Annotated in this window: 17 protein-coding genes; 13 read left to right on the top strand and 4 right to left on the bottom strand. The window is 74.8% G+C overall.

The window, feature by feature from the left end:
• Positions 1–4: 4 nt before the first annotated feature.
• Both ACZ52J_RS29915 and ACZ52J_RS29910 read left to right on the top strand, forming a co-directional pair.
• A complete protein-coding gene (locus ACZ52J_RS29915; RefSeq protein WP_465623247.1) occupies positions 5–1,012 on the top strand; it encodes a carbohydrate ABC transporter permease in 1,008 nt (335 codons plus the stop codon).
• A 256-nt stretch (positions 1,013–1,268) separates the two neighbouring features.
• A complete protein-coding gene (locus ACZ52J_RS29910) occupies positions 1,269–3,032 on the top strand; it encodes a DUF4153 domain-containing protein (protein WP_465623173.1) in 1,764 nt (587 codons plus the stop codon).
• Between the two features lie 167 nt (positions 3,033–3,199).
• On the opposite strand, the gene ACZ52J_RS29905 is transcribed toward ACZ52J_RS29910, so the two are convergent.
• On the bottom strand, positions 3,200–4,750 hold the full coding sequence (locus ACZ52J_RS29905) for an MFS transporter (protein WP_360505953.1): 1,551 nt from the start codon (positions 4,748–4,750) through the stop codon (positions 3,200–3,202).
• Between the two features lie 171 nt (positions 4,751–4,921).
• Here ACZ52J_RS29905 and ACZ52J_RS29900 point away from each other — a divergent pair, with 171 nt between their 5' ends.
• From ACZ52J_RS29900 to ACZ52J_RS29890, 3 genes are all read left to right on the top strand, one after another.
• Complete coding sequence (locus ACZ52J_RS29900) at positions 4,922–5,737, top strand: TetR/AcrR family transcriptional regulator (protein ID WP_465623171.1); 816 nt, start codon at positions 4,922–4,924, stop codon at positions 5,735–5,737.
• A gap of 130 nt (positions 5,738–5,867) precedes the next feature.
• Positions 5,868–6,566, top strand: coding sequence for a ribonuclease HII (locus tag ACZ52J_RS29895; protein WP_465623170.1), 699 nt, complete (start codon positions 5,868–5,870; stop codon positions 6,564–6,566).
• Between the two features lie 100 nt (positions 6,567–6,666).
• A complete protein-coding gene (locus ACZ52J_RS29890; RefSeq protein WP_465623168.1) occupies positions 6,667–7,347 on the top strand; it encodes a hypothetical protein in 681 nt (226 codons plus the stop codon).
• 277 nt (positions 7,348–7,624) lie between these two features.
• On the opposite strand, the gene ACZ52J_RS29885 is transcribed toward ACZ52J_RS29890, so the two are convergent.
• Complete coding sequence (locus ACZ52J_RS29885) at positions 7,625–8,329, bottom strand: hypothetical protein (protein WP_396289679.1); 705 nt, start codon at positions 8,327–8,329, stop codon at positions 7,625–7,627.
• 378 nt (positions 8,330–8,707) lie between these two features.
• Positions 8,708–10,903, bottom strand: a complete 2,196-nt coding sequence (locus ACZ52J_RS29880) for a RecQ family ATP-dependent DNA helicase (protein ID WP_465623166.1) — start codon at positions 10,901–10,903, stop codon at positions 8,708–8,710.
• Positions 10,904–11,130: 227 nt separating this feature from the next.
• Here ACZ52J_RS29880 and ACZ52J_RS29875 point away from each other — a divergent pair, with 227 nt between their 5' ends.
• Complete coding sequence (locus tag ACZ52J_RS29875) at positions 11,131–12,648, top strand: DUF4192 domain-containing protein (protein WP_465623164.1); 1,518 nt, start codon at positions 11,131–11,133, stop codon at positions 12,646–12,648.
• A gap of 36 nt (positions 12,649–12,684) precedes the next feature.
• Here ACZ52J_RS29875 and ACZ52J_RS29870 read toward each other — a convergent pair whose 3' ends face one another.
• A complete protein-coding gene (locus ACZ52J_RS29870) occupies positions 12,685–13,998 on the bottom strand; it encodes an alpha/beta fold hydrolase (RefSeq protein ID WP_465623162.1) in 1,314 nt (437 codons plus the stop codon).
• 752 nt (positions 13,999–14,750) lie between these two features.
• On the opposite strand from ACZ52J_RS29870, the gene ACZ52J_RS29865 reads away from it, so the two are divergent.
• The 7 genes from ACZ52J_RS29865 (at position 14,751) to ACZ52J_RS29835 (ending at position 23,901) form a co-directional block, all read left to right on the top strand.
• Positions 14,751–16,874: an amylo-alpha-1,6-glucosidase gene (locus ACZ52J_RS29865; protein WP_465623245.1), complete on the top strand. Its 2,124-nt coding sequence runs from the start codon at positions 14,751–14,753 to the stop codon at positions 16,872–16,874.
• Between the two features lie 173 nt (positions 16,875–17,047).
• Positions 17,048–17,806 (top strand): NUDIX hydrolase, encoded by a 759-nt coding sequence (locus tag ACZ52J_RS29860; RefSeq protein ID WP_465623160.1) that lies wholly within the window; start codon positions 17,048–17,050, stop codon positions 17,804–17,806.
• 11 nt (positions 17,807–17,817) lie between these two features.
• Positions 17,818–17,949, top strand: a complete 132-nt coding sequence (locus ACZ52J_RS29855) for a hypothetical protein (protein WP_465623158.1) — start codon at positions 17,818–17,820, stop codon at positions 17,947–17,949.
• A gap of 221 nt (positions 17,950–18,170) precedes the next feature.
• Positions 18,171–19,766 (top strand): ATP-binding cassette domain-containing protein, encoded by a 1,596-nt coding sequence (locus ACZ52J_RS29850; RefSeq protein ID WP_465623156.1) that lies wholly within the window; start codon positions 18,171–18,173, stop codon positions 19,764–19,766.
• 3 nt (positions 19,767–19,769) lie between these two features.
• Positions 19,770–20,675: a hypothetical protein gene (locus ACZ52J_RS29845; RefSeq protein WP_465623154.1), complete on the top strand. Its 906-nt coding sequence runs from the start codon at positions 19,770–19,772 to the stop codon at positions 20,673–20,675.
• A 202-nt stretch (positions 20,676–20,877) separates the two neighbouring features.
• Entirely contained in the window at positions 20,878–21,756 is an 879-nt protein-coding gene (locus ACZ52J_RS29840; RefSeq protein ID WP_360505985.1) for a FadR/GntR family transcriptional regulator, read from the top strand.
• Positions 21,757–22,275: 519 nt separating this feature from the next.
• A complete protein-coding gene (locus ACZ52J_RS29835) occupies positions 22,276–23,901 on the top strand; it encodes an RNA polymerase sigma factor (RefSeq protein WP_465623152.1) in 1,626 nt (541 codons plus the stop codon).
• Positions 23,902–24,018 lie beyond the last annotated feature (117 nt).

The following is a 24,018-nucleotide window of genomic DNA, read 5'->3' as shown; positions in this document are numbered from 1 at the left end:
CCCGATGCGGAAGATCTCGCTGCGGAAGACCTCCGTCCCGAACGGGGCCCCGAAGGTGGCGGGCGGGTCCCCCAAGGTGGCCGGTGGGTCCCCGAAGGTGGCGGGCGGTCCCGGTAATCCGGTCCGCAAGGCCTTCGGCAGCCCGCTGGCCTCGGTGTTCGTGATCGCGATGACGGTGCTCTGGACGATCCCGACGCTGGGCCTGCTGGTGACCTCGCTGCGGCCCAAGCAGGACGTGACCTCCAGCGGCTGGTGGACCGCCCTCCTCCACCCGGACTTCGGCCTCGGCAACTACCACTCGGTGCTGTTCGAGGGCGGTTCCGGCGCCTCCACGGGCCTGGTGCCGTTCATGGTGAACTCGCTGGCGATCAGCGTCCCGGCGACCGTCTTCCCGCTGGTGCTCGCGGCGATGGCGGCCTACGCGCTGGCCTGGGTGCGGTTCCGGGGGAGCGATGCGGTGTTCTTCACCGTGTTCGCGCTCCAGGTGGTGCCGCTCCAGATGGCGCTGATCCCGCTGTTGCGGCTGTTCTCGAGCGGCGCGCACCTGGGCTCACTGACGCTGATCCCGGCGGTGGACCTGAAGGGCAGTTACGCGCCGGTCTGGCTGGCGCACACCATGTTCGCGATGCCGCTCGCGGTGTTCCTGCTGCACAACTTCATCGCCCAGCTGCCGCGCGACCTGATGGAGGCGGCGGTGGTGGACGGCGCGTCGCACTTCAAGATCTTCCGCTCGATCGTGCTGCCGCTGAGCGCCCCGGCGCTGGCCTCGTTCGCGATCTTCCAGTTCCTGTGGGTCTGGAACGACCTGCTGGTCGCACTGACCTTCGCGGGCGGCACGCCGGAGGTGGCGCCGATGACGGTGCGGCTGGCCCAGCTGTCGGGCTCCCTCGGCGGGCGCTGGGAGCTGCTGACGGCCGGGGCGTTCCTGTCGATCATCGTGCCGCTGATCGTGTTCTTCAGCTTGCAGCGGTACTTCGTCCGGGGGCTGCTGGCCGGGTCGGTGAAGGGGTAGCCCACGGGGTGTCACCGATGGGGCATCGACGGGGCATCGACGGGGCATCGACGGGCTCTCCATGGGCTCTCGATGGGCGGCGAGGGAGTGTCGAGGGAGCAACCGGTGGCGAGCAGGTTCTGAACACGTTCAGAACCAACTTTTGAACTCGTTCAGAATGGTCTACAGTCGGCAGCGACGGCGGCGCTGAGCGCACCCGCCGGCGGACTGTCCCGAGGGCGGCTTCCGCATGCCCACCGACCACTGAGGGGGACCCATGTCCGGTCTGTCCACGCCCGCCTCGGCCGATCCGCCACCCGCGCCGGGGCCGCAGAACCCGGACGGGCCGCACGAAGCCTCGGGTCCGCAGGAACCGGCCGGACCGGACAGCTCCTGGGACCCGTACCGCCCGGCTGGTCCCTACGGCGCGGGTGGTCCGCACCACGAGGATGGTCGGTACGGCGCGGGTGGTCCGTACGGCGCGGGTGGTTCCCGCCGGTCGCCCGGCGCGCCCGGGCCGACGGGGGCGGGCTGGCTGCGCCGCAGTGACCCCGAGCGCCGGGCGGGGGCCACGCCCCGGGTCGTCCTGGCCGCCCTGCTCAGCGGCCTGCTCACGGCCTGGCTGCTGTACGACGGTCTGGGAGTCAACCTGTTGATCTGCGGCGCCGCCACCGCCGTCGGGGCCGGCTTCGCCGCCCGGGCGGCAGGCCGTCGGATCCGGCCCTGGACGGCAGCCTGGAGCCTGCTCGCCCTCGCCCTGCTCTCCGTCCCGGCCTGGTGGGTCGCCGACTGGCCCACCCTGCTGGCCGTCGGGGGCGCGTTCGGCCTGGCCTCGCTGGCCCTGCACGGCGGGCGCCGGTGGCCGGGCGTCCTGCTCGCCCTGCCCGGTCTGCTCTGGCAGCTGCTGCCCGCCGTGGGGTGGGCCTGGATCAGCATGGAGGGCCGCCCGCTGCCCGGCCGCGGCCGGGTCGTCCCAGTGCTCAAGGCGCTCGGGGTCGCCGCCGTCCTGCTGACCGTCTTCGGCCTGCTGTTCGCCAGCGCCGACGCCGCCATGGCGGACCTGCTGGGCAACCTCAGCCCGGACCTCGACCTCGGCCGACTCCCGGCGCGTGGGGTGCTGTTCGTGCTCGGGACGCTCACCGCGCTGGGCTTCGCACGGATCGCGGCCGGCCCGCGCCGCTGGGACCGGACGGTGATCCGGCCGGGCCGCGAACGGCGACGGCTTGAGTGGGCGCTGCCGCTGGTCGCGCTCAACCTGATGTTCGGCGTCTTCGCGGTGGTCCAGGCCGTGGTGGTGCTCGGCGGAGCGGACGCCGTACTGAGCAACACCGGGATGAGCCGCTCCGAGTACGCCCGGCAAGGCTTCTGGCAGCTGAGCGTGATCACCGTGCTGACCCTGGTCGTGGTGGCGGTCGCCAAGCGCTGGGCGCCGCGCACCACCGCCGCCGACCGCCGGGTGGCACGGATCCTGCTCGGGCTGCTCTGCGTGCTCGCGCTGGCCGTGGTCGCCTCCGCACTCGGCCGGATGTGGTTCTACGTGGACGCCTCCGGGCTGACCCAGCTGCGGCTCTGGGTGCTCGTGGTCGAGGTCTGGCTGGGCGTCGTCTTCCTACTGCTGATCACCGCCGGGCTGACCCGCGGCACCGGCTGGCTGCCGCGCGTCGTCGTCCTCAGCGGGATGCTCACCGTCGCGGTGTACGGCCTGATGGGCCCGGACGCGATCGTCGCGGACCAGAACGTCGCCCGGTACGAGCGGGCGCTGCGGGCCGACCCGCACACCGCGGCCATCGACCTGCGCAACGTCCGCCAGCTGTCGGCGGACGCGGTGCCCGCCCTGGACCGGCTGCCCGAACCGCAGCGGAGCTGTGCGCTGGAGCTGATCGGGCAGGATCTGGGCCGGGAGGCGCAGCCCTGGTACGCGACCAGCGTGTCGGTCGCCCGGGCCCGGCAGATCCTGGCTCAGCGGCCGCCGGTGGACTCGCCGATGGTCGGCCGCGGGTCCTGCGACCGGGCGGGGTTGGCGTACGAGGCGGCCTGGTAGTCGGGGACGGTTCGGGAGAGCGGCGAGGGCCGGTCGGGAGCAGTCCGCTCCCGACCGGCCCTCGCTGTGGTGCCGGCGTCGTCCCGGGGTCTGCGCCTTGCGGCGTCAGTGCATCCCCAGGTCATTGCATCCCGGGGTCAGTGCATCCCGGGTCAGTGCATCTCGGGTCAGTGCATCGCGACGGGGGCGGAGTCGCCGCTCGGCAGGTCACTGGCCTTGGCCTTGATCACGAAGACCGCGACCACCAGGGCGACCGCCGCGAGCGCCGCGCCCACGATGAAGCCGTGCGAAATGCCATGGGCGAGGACGGTGTTGGCGGCGTCCGTGCGCGGCGGGAACTCGTGGTGCTGCTGCAGGTAGGCCAGCTGATCCGGGCTCGCGCTCTGCATGAACTTCGGCAGCTGCGTGGCGGCCTCGGCCGTGGCGTAGTGCGCGAAGACCGTGGTCAGGATCGACAGGCCGAGCGAACCGCCGATCTGCTGCATCGAGTTGAGCAGGCCGGAGGCGGCGCCGGTCTCCTCGCCCGGCACGCCCGCGACGGCGAGCAGCATCACCGGGACGAAGATCAGGCCCATGCCGAAGCCGAATATCACCGTGGGGCCGAGCACCCCGTCCAGGTAGCCGCTGTCCTTGCCCATCTGGGTCAGCCAGCTGAGGCCGATGGTGACCAGCAGCGCGCCGCCCGCCATGAACGGCTTCGGGCCGTACTTGGCCTGGAAGTTGGACGCGATCTGCGCGGCGATGATGATCGAGACGCTGATCGGGAGGAAGGACACGCCTGCCATCAGCGGGCTGTAGCCGAGCGGGCCCTGCACGAACAGCACCACGTAGAAGAAGATGCCGAACATGGCCGCGGCCAGGCAGAGCATCATCACCAGGCCGCCGGTGCGGTTGCGGTTGGCGAACAGGTGCATCGGGGTGATCGGCTGGTCGGTGCGGCGCTCGACCACGAGGAAGGCGGCCAGCAGGATCGCGCCGGCCGCGAAGGAGCCGAGCGTGACACTGTCCGACCAGCCGTCCGAGGCGGCCCGGATGAACCCGTAGACCAGGCCGACCAGGCCCAGCGTCGAGGTGAACGCGCCGGGCAGGTCGAAGCGGCCCGGGTGGCGCTCGGACTCGGCGATGTAGCGCGGCGCGGCGATCGCGATCAGGATCGCGATCGGCACGTTGACGAAGAACACCCAGCGCCAGTTCAGGTACTCGGTGAGCAGACCGCCGGCCAGCAGGCCGATCGCGGCGCCCGAGCCGGCCACCGCCGAGAACACGCCGAACGCCTTGTTGCGTTCCGGCCCTTCCTCGAAGTTGGTGGCGATCAGAGCGAAGGCCGTCGGTGAACAGATCGCGCCACCGATGCCCTGGAGCGCGCGGGCGGCCAGCAGCAGGCCGCTGTCCTGCGCGAAACCGCCGAGCAGCGAGGCCAGGCCGAACAGCAGGGTGCCGAAGATGAACACCCGGCGGCGGCCGAGGATGTCACCCGCGCGACCGCCCAGCAGCAGCAGCCCGCCGAAGGTCAGGGTGTAGGCGTTGATGACCCACGACAGGTCGGTGGTCGAGAAGTTCAGGGCGTCCTTGATCTGCGGCAGCGCGATGTTCACGATGGTCGCGTCGAGCACCACCATGAGCTGGGTGGCCGCGATGACGGCCAGGGTGATGCCCTTGCCGTGCCCCTTCGCGCCGGGCGGTGGTGAGGTCTTGCTGAGCGTGTCGGTGACAGCCACGAATGTGCCCCCTGCTGGCTATGTGCGTGGTGCTCTGGACTCGGCGGGCCGCCGGTGTCCGGATGCGGCGCTGCGCCCTTGCGCAGACCGGGAAGGAACGGGATCGTTCACTAATCCGGACGATATCCTGGGCTGGATTGTGAACGCAAGCGTTCCTTAAGGATGGTGGCGATGGAACGGTTGGTGCGGCGACTGGTGGCGGACCGGTCCGGTCGGTCGCCGGGGCGGTCCACGGGCGCCTCGGGCGGCGGCTCCGGTGCCCCGGGCGGCGGCCCCGGCGACCCGGGCGGCGTCTCCGGCGTCTCGGGTGCCTCGGGCGCCTCGGGCGTCGAGGCGGGTGCGGTTGCTCCGGGCCGGGGTGCGGAGCCGGCCCTCTGCCGGGTGCGGGCCGCCCATCAGGCCCTGGCGCGGCCCGGGAGGCGGCGGGGGAAAGAGCTGGAGAACGCGATCTTCGAGGCCGCGCTCGACCAGCTCACCTCCGGCGGATACGCGCGGCTGACGATGGAAGGGGTCGCCGGCGCGGCGCGGACCGGGAAGGCCGCGCTCTACCGGCGCTGGGCGTCCAAGGACGAACTCGTCATCGACGCCCTGGACGCCACTCTTCCACGCCCTTACGACACCCCCGACCTCGGGTCCGCCCGCGACGAACTCCTGCAGCTCATCGAGGCGTTCACGGCCGCGTTGACCTCCCGGGCGGGCGCCGCCCTCCATGCGCTGATGGCCGAGATCGACCAGGAGCGGGCCGAGGTCTTCAAGGGCTTCATCAACGACCGGGTCATCGAGCCGACCGCGCAGACCATCCTGGAGATCCTTCGCCGCGGCGCCGAGCGCGGGGACGTGCGGCCCGGCGCGGCAACCCCGCTCGTGGCCGACGTCATCCCGGCGATGCTGCTCTACCAGGCCAAGATCCGCGGATTCCGGGACCTGGGGCCGGACTTCGCCGTCAGGCTGGTGGACGAGGTGCTGCAGCCGATGATCCGCGTCTGAGGGCGGGCCCGGGCGTGCTGGGTCATGTGCGGGCGTGGCTGCCGGGGGCCTTCCCGCAGCGAGGGCGGCGGATCCGGCGGCCGCAGGGCGGGCTTAGGCTGGAGGCTGCCCCAGTTGAACGGAAGCCGCCATGCCCATCGTCCCGCCCACGCACTCCGTCGAACGCTCGCTCCGCCGGGCCGGCGCCAGGATCGTCGTCGGCCTGGACGAGGTCGGGCGCGGCGCCTGGGCCGGACCGGTCACGGTGGGCGCGGCCGTCACCGGCCTGCGCAAGGCGCCGGACGGGCTGACCGACTCCAAGCTGCTCACCGAACTGCGTCGCCGTGCCCTCGCCCCGGTCCTCGCCGACTGGGTCACCGCGTACGCCCTCGGGCAGGCGTCGCCGCAGGAGTGTGACGAGCTCGGCATGACGGCGGCGCTGCGACTGGCCGCCGTCCGCGCGCTGGAGGCGCTGCCGGTCGAGCCCGACGCGGTGATCCTCGACGGCAAGCACGACTACCTCGGCGGCCCCTGGCGGGTACGCACGGTGATCAAGGGCGACCAGTCCTGCGTCTGCGTCGCCGCCGCCTCGGTGCTCGCCAAGGTCCACCGCGACGGCCTGATGGGCGAACTGGGCGAGGGGTGCCCGGACTACGGCTTCGCCGACAACGCCGGCTACCCGTCCCCGGTGCACCGTGCCGCGCTGGAGGAACTCGGCCCCACCGAGCACCACCGGCTCTCCTGGGCGTACATGGACGGACTGTCGAAGTGGCGTCACCTCAAGCGCGTTCGGGAAGGCACGGGCGAGGCTCGGGGATCCGCCGACGAACAGTTGACGCTCGGTTTCTGACAGTCCGTCTGGAATTGCCCGGGGCGGGGCCGTGGGTGTTCGGTGCCCAAAGGGTGGGGCGCCCGTGCGCGTTCGACCGGCATTTGATAGATATCCGGGTATGCCTGTCTTCCCCGAGGAGCCGGAGATTCACGAGAGCCTCCCGGGCCCCGGCGTTCCCTTCCCCCGCGAGTCGGACGCACAAGCCCTCCACGCGCCTGCCACCGGCGGCGCACCCGCCACCGCACCCACCACCGTCGCCGCCCCGGCTGCGGTGCCCGGCCCCCGCTCGGCGCCTCCGCGCCCGGCCCCGCCGCGCGCCGCCCGGCCCGGTCCGCCGGGGCTGATCCCCAAGCCCGGTCCGGCGCCGCGCCGCCCGGCCGCCACCGCGCCGCAGGTGGAGGTCCGGCGGATCGCCGCCACCCCGGCCCAGGCCGTGGAGCGCGCCGACGACGCGATCGACCAGCTGCTGGACTCCGGCCGCGACCCGGGTGACATCCTGGTGCTGACGGTCGGCGAGGCACACCCCTGGCAGCGGCACGAGCTGTCCTTCGGCGAGGAGCGCTACTGGGCGCAGCTCGCCGACGGCGGGGACGTGTTCTACGCGGACGCCGCGCTGACCCGTCCGGTCCACCGCGAGGTGGTCGTCCTGGTGGTCAACGGCGGAACGCCCGCCCTGGCCGCCGAGGCGTACACCGAGGCGCTCGGCCGCGCGAGTGCCCTGCTGGTGGTCTGCGGCGAGGCCGGCCCGACGACCGCCGGGGCTGCCGCAGCCGCGCCCGGGCACCCCGTCCACGTCTGACCGCAGCCCTTCCGTTCCGGGCCCGGTGCCGTACGGTGCCGGGCCCGAAATCCGTCCCGGGACGGGCGGGCGGGCGCGGCTCCGGAGCCCGTCCGGAGCCCCTCCGGCGGCAGGCGATGCCGGGGCATCGGACCTGCCCGCTCGGTGCCCGGCGGGGCCTGCACGCTCGGTGCCCGTCGGACCCGGGCGCCGGTGGTCCCGTCGGATCGATCCGTGCTCGGTGACCGTACGTCCGGCGGGTTCGGCGGGTTCGGCGGGTTCGGCGGGTTCGGCGGGGTCAGCGGGTTCCGGTACGGCGGGTCGGCTCGGCCGTCGCGGCCCGCGCCGGGATCCACGGGGGCTCGGACTGCGGGGAGCGCTGAGCGTCGCCTCCGTGTTCGGCTTCTTCCACCGCCGGCCGGCGGGTGCGCTGGCCGTGCGGGGCGTCGAGCACCGAGCGGGGCGGCAGCTCCGTCACGGTGTGCACCGGCCCGTCCGTCCACGAACCCGCATGCGGATTTCGTCCGCTCCGCCCGTCCCCGAGGACCTGCCAGCCCGCCGGGGTGAGCCCGAGGTACGCGCCGCAGCGCAGCCCGTGCAGCCCGGCCGCGTCCCGCAGCGCCCACATCCAGGCGCCGTCCTGCTCCGTCCAGCCGGGCGCGCCGTCGCGGCAGCGCAGCAGCACGGCGGTGCGGGTCGGCTCGGGCAGCCGCAGGTCGTGCGGGAGGATCCGGCGCAGGTGCGTCAGCAGGGCGTTCCGGTGCTGCCAGCCGTCGGTGTCGCGCGGCCAGGGGATGAAGGAGGCCGAGGCGGCCAGGTGGTGGAGCGCGTCCAGGACGCCGACCACGACCGTGCCCGGCTGGGGCAGGTGGCGCTGGTGCAGCTCCAGGACGAACTCGCGGGGGTCGCGCAGCAACGGGATCCCCGAGGCGGCCCAGGTCTCCAGGTCCAGCACCCGTCTGGGCACCGAACTCCGGGAGAGGGGATGTGGACCTCGGTCGATACCGTTGATCACGATCCTCCTTCCTGACCCGTGGGCAGACGGGTGCCTGGGTACGCCGAAGCGTGGGTCCGGCGGACCGAGTTTCGGGTACCTCCCAATTCTCGGGGCATCGGGGGTGGAGCGGCAACGATGAAATGATGAACGCCATCCGATAGCCCATGGTCTGCCGGATATGTTCCACTGTCGCCCGGGCGCGGTCGGGATGCCGCAGCGTCTTGATCCGTGACGCTCGAAGTGCGAGGTGAGCCGTCGTCGGCATGGTGACCACTCCTTTCCCGCGTCCGTCGACCGGTGTGATCGAAATCGCTTGGCTTGATCCTTTTCGTTAGGCTATTCGAGTGAAGGCCGTTGTTCCCTCGACGGCCTTCTGCCGCCCCGTCACCCCTGCACGGCCAGTACCAGCGGCAGCACCGCGCCCGCCCCGGCCCGGCGCAGCAGCCGGGCGGCCACGGTGACCGTCCAGCCCGAGTCGACGAGGTCGTCCACCAGCAGCACCGGCCCGGCGGCCGCCGCCACCGCCTGCTCCACCTCCGGCGGCAGGACCAGCGCCCCGGCCAGCGAGTGCAGCCGTTGGGCGCTGTTGCTGCGGGCCCCGTGCGGCGGCAGCCCGCCGGCGTACTCGATCCGGCCGAGCAGCGGCAGCCGTCCGATCTCGGCGATCCGCGCGCCGAGGCTGCCGACCAGCTGGGGGCGGGTCGAGGAGGCCATGGTCACCACGCCGACCGGCCGCTCCAGCCGTGCGCCCTCCGCCGTCGCCGGCCCGGCCCAGCCGCCCGGACCGCGGGCCCAGTCGGCGAGGACCGCCACCAGCGCGTCCACCGCCTCGCCGGGCACCGGCACGTCCGGCGCCTGCTCGGCGAGCAGGCTGCGCAGCCGGTTGCCCCAGCCGATGTCGGACAGCCGGCCAAGCGCCCGGCCGGTCTCGGCCTGCTCGCCCGCCGGGATCCGCCCCTTGAGCGACACCCCGAGCGCGTCCATCCCGGTCGGCCAGAGTCGGCGCGGCTCGAAGCTCACGCCCGGGCGGCCGAGCGCGGCCCGGGCGGCGGCCAGCGTCTCGGCGGAGACGTCCGGGGTGTGCAGCGGCCCCGCGCAGTTGTCGCACCGCCCGCACGGCACGGCCTGCTCGTCGTCCAGCTGCCGGCGCAGGAACTCCATGCGGCAGCCGGTGCCCGCCGCATACTCGCGCATCGCCCGCTGTTCCGCCTCCCGGGAGGCGGCGACCTTGGCGTAGCGGGCGGTGTCGTACGCCCAGCTCTGCCCGGTGGCCGTCCAACCGCCCTTGACCCGGCGGACGGCGCCGTCCACGTCGAGCACCTTGAGCATGGTCTCCAGCCGGGCCCGGCGCAGGTCCACCCGGGGCTCCAGGGCGGCCGTGGAGAGTGGGCGGCCGGCCTCGGCCAGCGCGTCGATGGTGCGCCGCACCTGCTCCTCCGGCGGGAAGGCCAGCGAGGCGAAGTAGCGCCAGATCGCCTCGTCCTCGCGCCCGGGCAGCAGCAGCACCTCGGCCCGGTCCACGCCGCGCCCGGCCCGGCCGACCTGCTGGTAGTAGGCGATCGGCGAGCCGGGCGAGCCGAGGTGCACGACGAAACCGAGGTCGGGCTTGTCGAAGCCCATGCCGAGAGCGGAGGTGGCGACCAGCGCCTTGACCCGGTTGGCCAGCAGGTCGGCCTCGGCGGTGCGGCGCTCGGCGTCCTCGGTGCGGCCGGAGTAGGAGGCCACCGGGAAGCCGCGCTCGCGCAGGAAGGCCGTGACCTCCTCGGCCGCGGCCACCGTCAGGGTGTAGACGATGCCCGAGCCGGGCAGCCGGTCGAGGTGGTCGGCCAGCCAGGCGAGCCGGTGCGCCGGGTCGGGCAGGGCCAGCACGCCCAGGGTGAGGCTCTCCCGGTCGAGCGGCCCGCGCAGCACCAGGGCGTGCTCGTCGGTGGTGCCGGTGCCGAGCTGCTCGGCGACGTCCGCGGTGACCCGGGCGTTGGCGGTGGCGGTGGTGGCCAGCACCGGGACACCGGGCGGCAGCTCCGCGAGCATGGTGCGCAGCCGGCGGTAGTCGGGGCGGAAGTCGTGCCCCCAGTCCGAGATGCAGTGGGCCTCGTCGACCACCAGCAGGCCGGTGGAGGCGGCGAGCTTGGGCAGCACCTGGTCGCGGAAGTCCGGGTTGTTCAGCCGCTCGGGGCTGACCAGCAGGACATCGACCTTCCCGGCGGCGACCTCGGCCTGGACCTCGTCCCACTCGTCGGTGTTGGCCGAGTTGATGGTGCGGGCGTGGATTCCGGCCCGGGCCGCCGACTCGACCTGGTTGCGCATCAGGGCGAGCAGCGGCGAGACGATCACCGTCGGCCCGGCACCGCGGGCCCGGAGCAGGGCGGTGGCGATGAAGTAGACCGCGGACTTCCCCCAGCCGGTGCGCTGGACGACCAGGGCGCGGCGGTGGTCGACCACGAGGGCCTCGATGGCCGTCCACTGGTCCTCGCGCAGGGCGGCGCCGGGGCCGGCGAGCTCGCGCAGGACGGCTTCGGCCCGCGCCCGGACCTCGGCGCGGTCGGCGGTGGCGGTGATGTGGGTCTCGGGCTGCTGCATGGCGTCCATGTAACCCCGTACCGCCGACAAGCGGCGAATGCCGGGGTGGGCGGGAGGGGGAGGCGGGATGTATTTCATCCGCTGATCCGCTGAACGGCGGACAAAATCCACCCTGCGGAGGGAGTGTCGCTTGCTCCGAATGAGTTAAGGGAAATTTGGAGGCGGAGTTATCCACAGAAAGAAGACGGTTTCGGCGTCGTCCGCGGATTGCGTCCACTCTTGCGGCCATGAACGCGATGAACAACGAACACGTCATTCTGTCCCTCGGCCCGGCCTCCGAGCACCGGCCGGTCGTCATGCGCGGTCCGGCCGACATGGCCGAGCTGCTGCCCTACTTCCTGGGGTTCTACCCCGACGACAGCATCGTCGCGGTCGGTCTCCAGGGCCCCGACCTGCACCAGGCCGGGGTGATCCGGGCGGATCTGCCGGACTCGCCCGCGCAGTGGCCGGCCGCCGCGGAGGAGGCGGCCGCCCTGCTGGTCGCCCTCTCAGAGCGGCACGGCACCCGGCCGCTCCAGGTGCTCCTCTACCTCTGCCAGGATCCCGGCGCGCCGCACGCCCCGCCGGTGGTGGACGGCCTGCGGCCGCTGGCGGACGACCTCCGGGCGGCCTTCGGGCGTCGGGGCGTCGTGGTCAAGGAGTCGCTGTGCGTCTCGGACGGCCGCTGGTGGTCCTTCCTCTGCCGCGGCACCGAGTGCTGCGATCAGGCGGGCAACCCGGTGCGGCGCGGTCCCGGTCCTGGCCCGGCGGCCGCCGCCGCGACGGTCGCCGGCCTGGTGCCGCGCGGCAGCCGGAAGGCGATCATCGGCGGGCTGGTCCCGATCGGCCCGCCGGAGGACGACGTCCACCGCGAGGCGCTCGTCCGGGCCGAGGCGGCCGTCGGCTCGTTCTCCCGTGAGCAGGGCATCGGGCTGCTCGACCAGGCCGTCGCCGAGTTCGCGGCCGGGGCCCGGGAGCTCGACCCGGACCGGACGGCCCGCCTGCTGTTCGCCCTGCGCGACCGGATCGTCCGGGACCGAGGCGTCGAGTACGCCCGGCCCGCCGAGCTGGCCCCCGCCGAGCGGCTCTGGCGCTTCCTCGCCCGGCGCGCCGTGCCGCCGTACGAGAGCTGCGCGGTGGCTCCGCTGACCCTGCTGGCCTGGGCTTCCTGGGTCGCCGGGGACACGGCGACGGCCCGGGTCGTACTCGGGCACGTCCTGCGGCTCGCCCCGGACTACCTGCTGGCCGAACTGCTCTACGAGTCGCTCAACGACGGCATGACGCCCGGGGCACTGCTGGCCGCCGTCGAGGCCCAGCGTCGGCGGCGCGAGCAGCACGCGCCCGCGTCGGCCCCGGCTGACGACCGGCCGCCGCCCGCCGACGGCACGGGACCGGCACCCGAGGCCTCGGCACCCGAGGCTCCGGCGGGCGAGGCCCCCGGTGAGCGGCCCGGCCCGGCCTCCCGCGCCCGCCGACGTCGCCGGGGCGGCCGCCGGAAGGGCGCGTCCACGGCACCGGCACCGGCACCGGCACCAGCACCGGCACCGGCGCCGGACGGGAGCACCCCCGGGCCGGTGGGCCTGCTGTCCGCGCCCGGACGGGCTGCGGCGCCCGGGTGCGCCCGGCCGGCCGGGGAGCGGCCCGTCCGGCGCCTGCGGCTCGGCCGTGCGGCGGAGTGCGCGCCCGCCGGCACCCGCGCCGGGAGCGGCCTGCACCGGTGCCGCGGGGTCCGGCGGGCGGCGAGAGGAGGCCGCCGTGCCCACTGAGCCGCCCGCCCCCGCCCCGTACCGGTCTGCCGGCCGCTACGCCTCGCCGTGCGCCATCTTGATCAGGCGGTCCAGCACCTTGCCGCCGCTCGCCCGCAGGCCGTCGTGCTCCCACTCGTTGGTGATCCAGGTCCGCAGGCCGCGCACCGCGCGAGCGGTCTCCAGCGAGTCGGCGGTGTCCACGTACATGTCGTCGTGGTACACCGCCGCCACGACCGGTACGCCGTTGGCGGCCAGGCGCGCCCGGTCGTACAGGTCGGGCCAGTCGGTGCGGGCGGCGAGCAGCTCCGCGGTCTCCTTCAGCGGGCGCAGCGCGGGGTCGGTGTCGAACATCCAGGGGTAGATCATCTCCCCGGTGAACAGCACCGGCGCGTCCGACTCCAGCGCGGCCCGGGCGTCGAACCGCGGGAACTCCTTGCGGAGCCGCTCGGCCGACCAGGCGGTGCCGCCCTGGTCCACCGACCGCTGGCCGTAGATCGACTCGTGCAGCACGGCGTACAGCGGGCCGCCCGCGAAGGAGAGCTGGGCCTGGGCGCCGGCCAGGAAGGTGTCGGAGAGCTCGGGCCCGGCCGCGCCCTCCACCCAGGCCTCCTCCAGCAGGTAGTGCAGGACGCCGGAGCCGCTGCCGCCGCCAAGCAGCAGTCCGAGGGCCTGGAACGCCTCGACGGTGAGCAGCCCGCCGTCCGGCAGGGTCGCGGGGGCGTCCGCGAGGTGGGCGGCGATCCGCCGCACCGCCTCGACGTCCTGCGGGAACCGGGCGTAGTGGTCCTCGTTCTTGCGGGCCACGCGCGGGTAGGCGGCGCGGTAGACGTCGTCGGCCGAACTGCCGAGGCCGGCCAGGCCTCCGGTGATGAAGGCCTCGGTCAGGCCCTCGGGGGCGATGGAGAGGTAGGTGAGCGTGCAGAAACCGCCGAAGCTCTGACCGAGCACGCTCCAGCGCCGGTCGGCGCCGAGCAGCCGGGTGCGGATCAGCTCTGCGTCCCGGACGATCGAGTCCGCGCGGAACCGGGCCAGGTAGTCCGCCTGATCCTGCGGGCCGCCGCGCCGGGCGAGGGTCTGCCGGGTCGCGGGCGTGGACCGCCCGGTGCCGCGCTGGTCGAGCAGGAGCACCCGGTAGTCGTCCAGGGCGCGCTCCAGCCAGGAGTCCCGGCCGAGCGGGCGGGCGGCCTTGCCGCCGGGCCCGCCCTGGAGGAAGAGCAGCCATGGCAGGTCGTCCCGCTCGCGGCCGGCGGCCACCACCTCCCGGGCGTACACCTCGATCTGCTCGCCCTGCGGGGCGGCGTGATCGAGGGGCACCTGGAAGACGTGGTCGGTCGTGACAATCCCGGGCAGCCGGCTGACGGTGGACATGGAACTCCTCGGTCTCTGCTGGTCACAACGGTGGTGTCGCGGTTCACGGGATCACCGGGTGCGGGGGCCGCGACCCCCGCACCGTATCCTGGCGGCGATCGAGCGCCGGTTCGACCGTCCCCGTCCATCCGGCCGGGCGGCCGACCCCGGCCGACGCCCGGTCCGAGCGGTGCGGACGACAGCCAGGAACGCCCGGAACCAGGCCTCGGCCGCAGGCGGCGACGGGCCCGTGGCGCGGTCCCGGTGATGCTCCGACGGACGCGGCACGACCGCCCGGCGGGGGCGGTCCCGACCAGCGGCGCTTCGGGCGGGGCGTGACCTGGCGGCGGTGCGCGGCGTTCACCCCGGGGGCCCTGCGCCGGACGGAGACCGACCGGGGCCCGGCCCGGCCGCCCCTGGCCCCACGGCGACCGCCGGCCACGCGCGGCACCGGGCCCGGTCGCCGCGAGGGGACCGGCCGGCCCGACGGGCGCGGGCCACGCGGCAGGGCGTCACCGGCGGGCCGGAATGGCGGACCTGACGGGGTGTCGGGCGCGGTGGCGGGCCCGACGCGACGGCGCGGCGCGCCGGTACCGGCCCGGTACCGAGCACCGCTTGGTACGACCCGCCACCGGGTACGGCCAGACACGGCACACCCGCCGACGGGAAACCCCGCCGGCCCGGCACCATCAGCACGCGATCGAGCATGCTCGCGGCCCACCGGCCTGACCCGGCCACCGGACCGCCGAGGGGAGGAGAGTCCGGTGACCGCCATGAGGCCACCACAGGCCATGCCGGCCGAGAGCGTGGTCGGCGCGCCGAGACCGGTCGGGCGCCCCGACCAGGTCCCGCCGACCGGCCCCGGGGGCGCACCCGCCGGTTCGGGTCGGCCCACCGCCGCGCCGCGCCCGCAGCCCCCCGCGGTCCACCACGCGGTGATCTGCGTCAATGCCCCGGCGATGGCTGCCTCCGGCCCCGACGGCCAGCTGCGCGGCCACGGCCTGCACGGCTTCTACCGCAACGGTGTCCGGGCACTCGCCCGGATGGAGCTGCGGCTGGGCGGCATGGAGCCGCTGCCGCTCCAGGGCGCCCTGACCAGCACCGCCCAGGCTCGCTTCCTCGGCGCCGTCCGCATCCCCGGCGACCTCGACCCGGATCCGGCGCTCACCGTCGAGCGGCTGCGCCACGCGGACGGCGTGGAGACTGTCGTCGTGCGCAACACCGGCCCGCGGCCCGCACGGCTGCCGCTGGAGATCGCCGTCGGCACGGACCTCGGCCCGGTCGCCGAGATCGCCGCCGGACACCGCCCGCCCGACCTGCCGGGCCAGGTGCAGTCCGCCGGGTTGCGCTGGACGGGCCCCGCGCACAGCGCCGTGGTCAGCGCCAAGCCCTCTCCGCACGCCGTACTGGCCGGCGCCGGGGTGCTCCGCTGGGACCTGGAGGTCCAGCCCGGCGCCCGCTGGTCGGTCGAACTGCGCACCGAGCTGGAGAGCGCCGCCACCGGCCCACGCCCACCCGGCGGGCGCGGCACCGGTGTCCCGCTGCCCTGGTCCGAGCCCGAGGTCCGCAGCGACGACTCCCGGGTCGCCCCGCTGGTCTCCCGCTCCCTGGACGCTCTCGGCGGACTGCTGTTCGCCGACCCGGACCGTCCGACTGACCTCTACCCGGCCTCCGGCGCGCCCTGGCGCTTCGGCCTTGCCCCGGCCGACGCGCTCTGGGCCGCCCGGCTGACCCTGCCGCTCGGCACCCGGCTGGCCGCCGGCACCCTCCGGGCGCTGGCCCGCCGTCAGCAGCTCGCCCCCGCCCCGGGCCGCACCGAGGGCCTGCTGCCCGGCGGCCTGCGGCACGGCGGCCCGGAGCTGCCGCCCACCTGCACCGCCACCGAGGCCACCCTGCTGTTCGTCACGGTGCTGGCCGAGGCCTGGCGCTGGGGCCTGCCCACGGCGGAGGTCGCCGAGCTGCTCCCGGCCGCCGAGCGGGCCCTGGCCGCCCTGCGGGACGGACTGGTCGACGGCTTCGTGACCGACCTGAGCCGCCCCACCGAGGAGCGCTCCGCCCACCCGGTCGCCGCCCGCGCCGAGGTCCAGGCGCAGGCCCACCGCGCCGCCCTGCACGGCGCCGAGCTGCTGGAGGCCTTCGGACGGCCGGGTGCCGAGGGCTGGCGGAGCTGGGCTGCCGAGCTGCGCGGGAGCTTCCGCGAGCGGTTCTGGATCGACGACCTCTCCGGCGGCCGCCCCGCCGCCGGGCTGGCCCCGGGCGGCCAGCCGCTGCCCGCAGTCGCCTCCTGCCTGGTGCACCTGCTGGACACCGGGCTCGCCGTCGACGGCGACCGGCACGAGAGCCTACTGGACCGTGAGCAGACCCGGTTGCTCGCCCAGCGTCTGGTCGCGCCGGAGCTGGACAGCGGCTGGGGCCTGCGCACCCTCAGCGCCAAGTCCCCCCGCTTCAACCCGCTGGGCCACCGCGGCGGCACGGTACGGGTCCACGAGACGGCGCTGGCGATCGCCGGATTGGCGGAGGCAGGCCACGAGAACGAGGCCGGCACCCTGTTGGAGGGCCTGCTCGCCGCGGCCGCCCACTTCGAGGGACGGCTGCCGGAGATGTACGCGGGGGAGCAGCGCACCCCCGGCTGCCCGCCCGTGCCGCACCCGGCGGCCTGCCGCCCGGCGGCGGTCTCCGCAGCCGGCGCCGCGCACGCGGTGTTCGCCCTCGCCGGGGTGCGGCCCGACGTGCCGGGTGGGCGGGTCCTGGTCCGCCCGGCCAGCACCGCGCCGCTCGGCGAGCTGGAGCTGACCGGCCTGCGGGTGGCGGGCGAGCCCTTCTCGGTCCGGGTGAGCCGGATCGGGGTGGCGATGGTCGAGGAGGCCTCCGCGGACCTGCAGCTCGTCGCCCGCTGACCGCGCGCCCCGGGCCGGCCCGCCCCGGGCCGGTGGCGCCGCTTCGGCGACTTCGGCCCGGGAGTCCCCGCCCGCCCGTGCGCGAACCGTGCCGGGCGGGCGGGCCGACGGCCTCGGGAGGGCCGGGCGCAAGGCCTGTGCTTATCGTCAGAGAGACGACTATGATCGTCGCCATGTCGCGTTACGATCCGTCGGCCTTCCCCCCGTTCGCTGTCACGGTTGACCTGGTGGTGCTGACGGTGCGCGACCACGCGCTCTGCGCCCTGCTGGTCAGACGCGGCGAGCCGCCGTTCCAGGGGTACTGGGCGCTGCCCGGCGGCTTCGTCCGCCCGGACGAGGGCCTGGCCGAGGCCGCCTCCCGGGAGCTGGCCGAGGAGACCGGCCTGCGCGCGCACTCGGCCCCGGGCCACGACGCGGTCGGCCCCGGTGCGGCCGGGGCCCACCTGGAGCAGCTCGCCACCTACGGCCATCCGCAGCGCGACCCCCGGATGCGGGTGGTCAGCGTGGCCTACCTGGTGCTCGCCCCGGACCTGCCGACGCCCCGGGCCGGCGGCGACGCCAGCAGCGCCCGCTGGGCACCGGTCGGCGAGCTGCTCGGCGACAGCCCGGCCGACGGCGTCCCGCTCGCCTTCGACCACGGGCTGATCCTCGCCGACGGCGTGGAACGCGCCCGCTCCAAGATCGAGTACTCCTCCCTCGCGACCGCCTTCTGCCCGACCGAGTTCACGGTCGGGGAGCTGCGCCGGGTCTACGAGGCGGTCTGGGGCGTGGTGCTGGATCCGCGGAACTTCCACCGCAAGGTCACCGGCACCCCGGGCTTCCTGCTGCCCTCCGGCGGCACGACGACCCGTCAGGGCGGCCGCCCGGCCCAGCTCTTCACCGCCGGCGGCGCGTCCGCCCTCAACCCGCCCATGCTCCGCCCCGACTCCTGAGCGTCGGCCCGGTGCAGGACCGGCTGACCTCCCACGAGGACCAGCAGGGGAGGGTCGCGGACCAGGGCAGGGCCGCCGTCGACGAGTTCACGGGCGAGTGCAGCGACCACCACCTCCCGCCGCTGCCCTGGATCTCGGACTAGCCGCCCGGCAGGCCTGCAGCCGGCGGCACCGGGTGCGCGGCAGGGAACCCCAGGATCGGATTGTCCCCTGATCGGGTGAGGTGGGCGGCCGGTGGCCCCGTTCCGCTCCCGCAATGCCCGGAATCGCCGCCGCCGCCCCCTAGTGTGCTGGCGCGGGGCCGTGCGGGCACGGTCCCGCTCCGCGTCGAGCGGGTCGGCCGAGGGCACGGGAGCAGCCAGCGATGATCCAGATCACCGGACTGACCAAGGTCTATCGCAAGGGCGCTCCGCCCGCCGTGTTGGACCTGACCTTCGACGCCCGGCCCGGCGCGGTGACCGCACTGCTCGGTGCCGAGGGCGCGGGCAAGTCCACCGCACTGCGGCTGATGCTCGAACTCGAGCGCGGCCAGGGCGTCACGCTCTTCGACGGCCACCCTTACCGCCGGCTCCGGCGCCCCGAGCGCGAGGTCGGCGTACTGCTGCCCGGTCCGGGCGAGGGCGTGGCCGCGGTGGCCGGGCACCCGGGCCGCAGGGCGCGCGGCCACCTGCGGATGCTCGCGGCGGCCGTCGGCGTCCCGGCCCGGCGGGCCGACGAACTCCTGGAGCAGACCCGGCTGGCCTCCGTCGCCGGGCAGCGGCTGCGCGTCTTCTCGCCCGGCATGCACCGCCGGCTGGCCCTGGCCGCGGCCCTGCTCGGCGACCCCGGGACGCTGCTGCTGGACGCGCCGACCGAGGGCCTGTCGCCGCGCAACGTCGAGTGGTTCCACTCCTTCCTGCGCTCGTTCGGCGTCGCCGGCGGCACGGTCCTGGTGACCACCCGCACCCCGCAGGAGGCCTCGCAGCTCGCGGACCGGGTCGTCACCCTGGACCGCGGCCGTCTGGTGGCCGACCAGCCGGTCGCGGAGTTCCGGCGGACCAGGCTCAGCCCCGAAGTGGCCGTGCGGGGGCCGCAGATGGCGCGGCTGGCGGACCTGCTGGTCAGCCAGGGCGCCGAGGTCCGCCGGGACGGCAGCGTGGGCCTCGCGGTGGCCGGCGTCGACCGCACCGAGATCGGCGAACTCGCCTACCGTCACGGGATCCTGCTGCACGAGCTGGCCGACCGGGTGGTCGAGCAGCCTGCTCCCCGGGTCGTCCTGCCGGTCGCCTCGGGCCGCTCAGGCCACCTCCGGGTCCGCCCGGTACCGGACGCCGAACCGAGCCCCGAGCCGGCCCGGAAACCGAGCCCCGAGCCGGGCCACGAGCCCGCAGGGCCGCCGGCCGCCGGACCCGCCCCGGACGCCCCGGCCGACGCAGCAGACACCGACCCGGTCGCCGTACCGGCTGCCGCGCGATGCGCCGACCCGGCCGTCGCGCGGGCCACCGAGCCGGACTCCGAGGCCGCCACCACCCCGCAGCGCCGGGCGCCGCGCCCCCAGGACGACGCCTTCCTGCCCACCCGCGCCCTGCCCGTCGCCGTGGTCGCCGCGGGCCTCCCCGTCCTCGCCACGCCCGGTCCCCGGGCCACGTCGGCCCACCCCGGCCGGCCCGCCGAGCGCAACCGGCCCGCCGAGCGCAACCGGCCCGCTGAGCGCAACCGGCCCCCCGAGCGCACTGGGCCCGCCGAGCGCAACCGGCCCGCCGAGCGCACCGTGCACGGCGAGTCGGCCCCCACCGTCGCTGTCGACCGGCTCTTCCGCGACGACCCGGCCCCGGCCGGGGAAGCCGTCCGGTCCAAGCCGCCGGGGCGCCGTGAGAACGCCGACCTGCTCACCGACGACACCGTCCGCCTCCGCCGCCTCGCCTCGGGCGCGACCGCCGCCTCGGCCCCCGCCACCACCGACGACCACCGGAGCGAGTGAACCGTGCGTGTCCTGGCCTACGAACTGCGCCGACTGCGCGGCCTGCGTTCCACCTGGCTGCTGCTCGCCAGCGTCCTGCTCGGTGACGCCGCCGTGGCCGCCGTCCTGGCGAGCCAGACCCCGGACGGCCCGCTGGCCGCGCGCGCCGGGGTGCGGCTGCTGACCGCCGCCGTCCCGCTGATCCCGCTGCCGTTCGCGGCCCTCGGCGCCGGAGTGCTGGGCGCGCTCTCGTACGGGCACGAGGTGTGCCACCCGGGGCTGCCGGCCTCGCTGGTGTCGTACCCGCGCCGGGTGCGGCTGCTGCTGGCCAAGCTGCTGGTGGTCGGCCCGGTGGCGGCGCTGCTGGCGTTGGCCACCCTGTTGCTCGACACGGTGGCCGTGCACCTCTCGCTGCCGGGCGGGGTGACGGTGGCGGCCTGGGCGGAGCCCGGCGCACTGTCGGAGCGGCTGTCCGGGGCGGTGAGCGGCGCCGGGCTGTCCGGGCTGTCGGACCTGCCGGGCGTCTTCGCCCCGCTGGCGCTGGTGGCCGGCCACGGGGTGCCGGCCGCGCTGCTGGCGTTCGTCCTGCTGACCGTCGTGGCCGCCTGGACCGGGGTGCTGACCGCGTCGCTGACCCGCAGCGCCGCCGCCGGGGTGCTGCTGCTGTGCGCGCTGCCGCCGCTGCTGGAGTCCGGCGTCGCCCTGCTGCTGCGCCGGACCGGCCGGCCGTGGCCGGTGCGCGCGGCCGAGCTGCTGCCGTTCCAGTCCGGCATCGAGTGGGCCTACGGCTGGGTGTACGGCGGGGCGCACGAGGCGGCGGCCGGGAGCGCGGCGCTGACGGACCCGGCGCTGCTCGCGGTGGTCGGGGCCCCCGCGGCCGTCCTGCTGCTCGCCGCGCTGCTCGTCCAGGCCCGGCGCCGTGCGCTGTAGGGCCCGGCGCGGCGACCGGTAGGGCCCGGCGCCGCAAGCGGTGGGGCGTCGGCACCCCGAAGAACCAAGATCGACCAGCAGTGACCGTAATGAGCGGTTCTTCCTGATAAGAAGTCAATTATCCAGTCACGGGCGATCACCCTTTCGTGTGCTTTTCACGAGAATTCTCAAGCCGCGCCCGCCGATCGCCGACAAATGAGGCGTGAGTACCCTTGCGCACCCCACCATGACCCCCGCCCGTTCCGCCGATGGGCCGATCCACGGTTCCGGCGACCTGGACCGCTTCTCGTACGCCGACCGGCCGGCCCCGCCGGCGCCCCGCTGGGAGGGCGCCGAGTCCGACATCGGCCGGGTCGGCCGCAAGACCACCAGCAGCCGCGGTCGCGGCCTGCACGGCCAGCTGGTCCAGCAGCTCGGCCAGATGATCGTCTCCGGTGACCTCGGCGCCGACCGCCCGCTGGTCCCCGAGGAGATCGGCCAGCGTTTCGAGGTGTCCCGGACCGTCGTCCGCGAGTCGCTGCGTGTGCTGGAGGCCAAGGGCCTGGTCAGCGCCCGGCCGAACGTCGGCACCCGGGTCCGCCCGGTCGGCGACTGGAACCTGCTGGACCCCGACATCATCGAGTGGCGTGCCTTCGGCCCGCAGCGGGACGAGCAGCGCCGGGAGCTGTTCGAGCTCCGCTGGGCGATCGACCCGCTGGCCGCCCGGCTGGCCGCCGGCCACGGCCGGGAGGACGTCCAGCAGCGGCTGGTCGAACTGGTCGAGATCATGGGCCACGCCGCCGCCCAGGCCGACCTCTCGACCTACACCCGGGCCGACGCCGAGCTACACGGCCTGGTCCTGCAGATGGCCGGCAACCGGATGCTGGAGCACCTGTCCGGGATCGTCGGCTGCGCCCTGCACGTCTCGGGCGGCCCGGCGATCTCGTGCGAGCGGCCCTCCGAGTCCTCGGTCAGCCTGCACGCCCGGCTGGTGGACGCACTGGGGGCCGGCGACGGCGCCGCGGCCGAGGTCGGGATGCGGGCGCTGCTCACCGTCCACCCCGAGGTCGAGCCGTCCGTCCCCGCGCCCCGGGAGCACTGAGCGGGCTGTTCCGACGAGCGGAGGCGCCTGGCCCGGCGGCCCGCTCCGCCGAGGCCCTCCGGCCGCACCGCGTGGCGCAGCCGGAGGGCCTCCGCATGCGGAGGCCCGGACGGCTCTCGCAGGACCGGATCGCCCAGGCCTCCACGATCTGCCGTGGCTGCCACGATCCGCCCAGACAACGACGTCCGCCCAGGCCATGACAAAAGCTTTCGGCGCGAGTGCGCGATGATGGAACCCGGCCCCGTGGCCGCGGCCGCCGAGTGGTGTGACCCGCGACACGAAGGCCATGCGTAACACTTGACGAGTAGCAGCGATGTCTCCTGAGCGGGAGCAGCTCCGGAATACTCCAACATGTCAGAATGCTGTGTTGGTCCGCGGCGCTGCTGCCGTCCTGCAAACCCAGTCCTCAAGCCCGAGTCGGTCGGAATCGACACCGCGCGTCCGACGCGCGATTTCCTTCCCCGCCCGCTCGGGCGGCCGGTACGGGTTCGAGTCCACTCATCGTCCGAGAGGTTGTTCGTGTCGGCCAGCACATCCCGTTCGCTTCCCCCCGAGATCGCCGAGTCCGCGGCTCTGCTGGCGCTCATCGAGCGGGGCAAGGCCCAGGGGCAGATCGCCGGTGACGACGTGCGCCAGGCGTTCGAGGCGGACCAGATCCCGGTCACCAAGTGGAAGAACGTCATGCGCAGCCTCAACCAGGTGCTGATTGAGGAGGGGGTGGACCTCATGGTCAGCGCGGCCGAACCGGCCGGCGCCAAGCGCAAGAGCGTTGCTGCCAAGAGCCCCACCAAGCGCACCGCCACCAAGGCTGTCACCACCCGGAGCCCGGCGGCCCCGACCAAGCCGCCCGTCCGGATCGCCCCCGGCGCCCCCGTCGCGGCTCCGGCCGTCGCGGCCGCCGCCGCGGCCCCGGTTCCCACCGTCTCCGCCGACATCACCGTCGAGGGGGCGACCGTCGGCATCGCCGAGGTGAAGGCCCCGGCGAAGAAGGCCGTGGCCAAGAAGGCCGCGGCCAAGAAGACCGCCGCGCCGGCCAAGAAGGCCGCCGCCAAGAAGACCGCCGCCAAGTCCGGCAAGGGCGACGAGGAGCTGCTCGGCGAGGAGGAGCTGCTCGAGGAGACGGCGACGCCGGGCGAGAAGGCCGAGGCCGAGGGCCCGGAGGAGGAGTCGGAGGGCTTCGTCCTCTCCGACGACGACGAGGACGACGCGCCGGCCCAGCAGGTCGCCGTCGCCGGTGCCACCGCCGACCCGGTCAAGGACTACCTGAAGCAGATCGGCAAGGTCCCGCTGCTCAACGCCGAGCAGGAGGTCGAGCTCGCCAAGCGCATCGAGGCCGGCCTGTTCGCCGAGGACAAGCTCTCGGCCGCCGACAAGCTCGCCCCCAAGCTCAAGCGCGAGCTGGAGATCATCGCCGAGGACGGCCGCCGGGCCAAGAACCACCTGCTGGAGGCCAACCTCCGCCTGGTGGTCTCGCTGGCCAAGCGCTACACCGGCCGCGGCATGCTCTTCCTGGACCTGATCCAGGAGGGCAACCTGGGTCTGATCCGTGCGGTCGAGAAGTTCGACTACACCAAGGGCTACAAGTTCTCGACCTACGCCACCTGGTGGATCCGCCAGGCGATCACCCGCGCCATGGCCGACCAGGCCCGGACCATCCGTATCCCGGTGCACATGGTCGAGGTCATCAACAAGCTGGCCCGCGTCCAGCGCCAGATGCTCCAGGACCTGGGCCGCGAGCCCACCCCGGAGGAGCTGGCCAAGGAACTCGACATGACCCCCGAGAAGGTCATCGAGGTCCAGAAGTACGGTCGTGAGCCGATCTCGCTGCACACCCCGCTGGGCGAGGACGGCGACAGCGAGTTCGGTGACCTGATCGAGGACTCCGAGGCGGTCGTCCCGGCCGACGCGGTCTCCTTCACCCTGCTCCAGGAGCAGCTGCACTCGGTGCTGGACACCCTGTCCGAGCGCGAGGCCGGCGTGGTCTCGATGCGCTTCGGTCTGACCGACGGCCAGCCGAAGACGCTCGACGAGATCGGCAAGGTGTACGGGGTCACCCGTGAGCGCATCCGCCAGATCGAGTCGAAGACCATGTCGAAGCTGCGCCACCCGTCGCGCTCCCAGGTGCTGCGCGACTACCTGGACTGATCGAAAACGATCGTCGACGTGAAGGCCCGGAGCCGTACGGCTCCGGGCCTTCACGGCTGTCCGGCCCCGGGTGTGTCAGCGTCCGGGTGCTGGTTGTCGCTCGTCCGGGTGGCGGCG

This window comes from Kitasatospora sp. NPDC034035 (assembly GCF_055575755.1).
This window is presented reverse-complemented; position numbering and strand designations above follow the sequence as displayed.

Coding starts and splice junctions, on each gene's coding strand:
- ACZ52J_RS29915 (WP_465623247.1), top strand. CDS start 5: ATGCGGAAGATCTCGCTGCGGAAGACCTCCGTCCCGAACGGGGCCCCG.
- ACZ52J_RS29910 (WP_465623173.1), top strand. CDS start 1,269: ATGTCCGGTCTGTCCACGCCCGCCTCGGCCGATCCGCCACCCGCGCCG.
- ACZ52J_RS29900 (WP_465623171.1), top strand. CDS start 4,922: ATGGAACGGTTGGTGCGGCGACTGGTGGCGGACCGGTCCGGTCGGTCG.
- ACZ52J_RS29895 (WP_465623170.1), top strand. CDS start 5,868: ATGCCCATCGTCCCGCCCACGCACTCCGTCGAACGCTCGCTCCGCCGG.
- ACZ52J_RS29890 (WP_465623168.1), top strand. CDS start 6,667: ATGCCTGTCTTCCCCGAGGAGCCGGAGATTCACGAGAGCCTCCCGGGC.
- ACZ52J_RS29880 (WP_465623166.1), bottom strand. CDS start 10,903: ATGCAGCAGCCCGAGACCCACATCACCGCCACCGCCGACCGCGCCGAG.
- ACZ52J_RS29875 (WP_465623164.1), top strand. CDS start 11,131: ATGAACGCGATGAACAACGAACACGTCATTCTGTCCCTCGGCCCGGCC.
- ACZ52J_RS29870 (WP_465623162.1), bottom strand. CDS start 13,998: ATGTCCACCGTCAGCCGGCTGCCCGGGATTGTCACGACCGACCACGTC.
- ACZ52J_RS29865 (WP_465623245.1), top strand. CDS start 14,751: ATGAGGCCACCACAGGCCATGCCGGCCGAGAGCGTGGTCGGCGCGCCG.
- ACZ52J_RS29860 (WP_465623160.1), top strand. CDS start 17,048: ATGTCGCGTTACGATCCGTCGGCCTTCCCCCCGTTCGCTGTCACGGTT.
- ACZ52J_RS29850 (WP_465623156.1), top strand. CDS start 18,171: ATGATCCAGATCACCGGACTGACCAAGGTCTATCGCAAGGGCGCTCCG.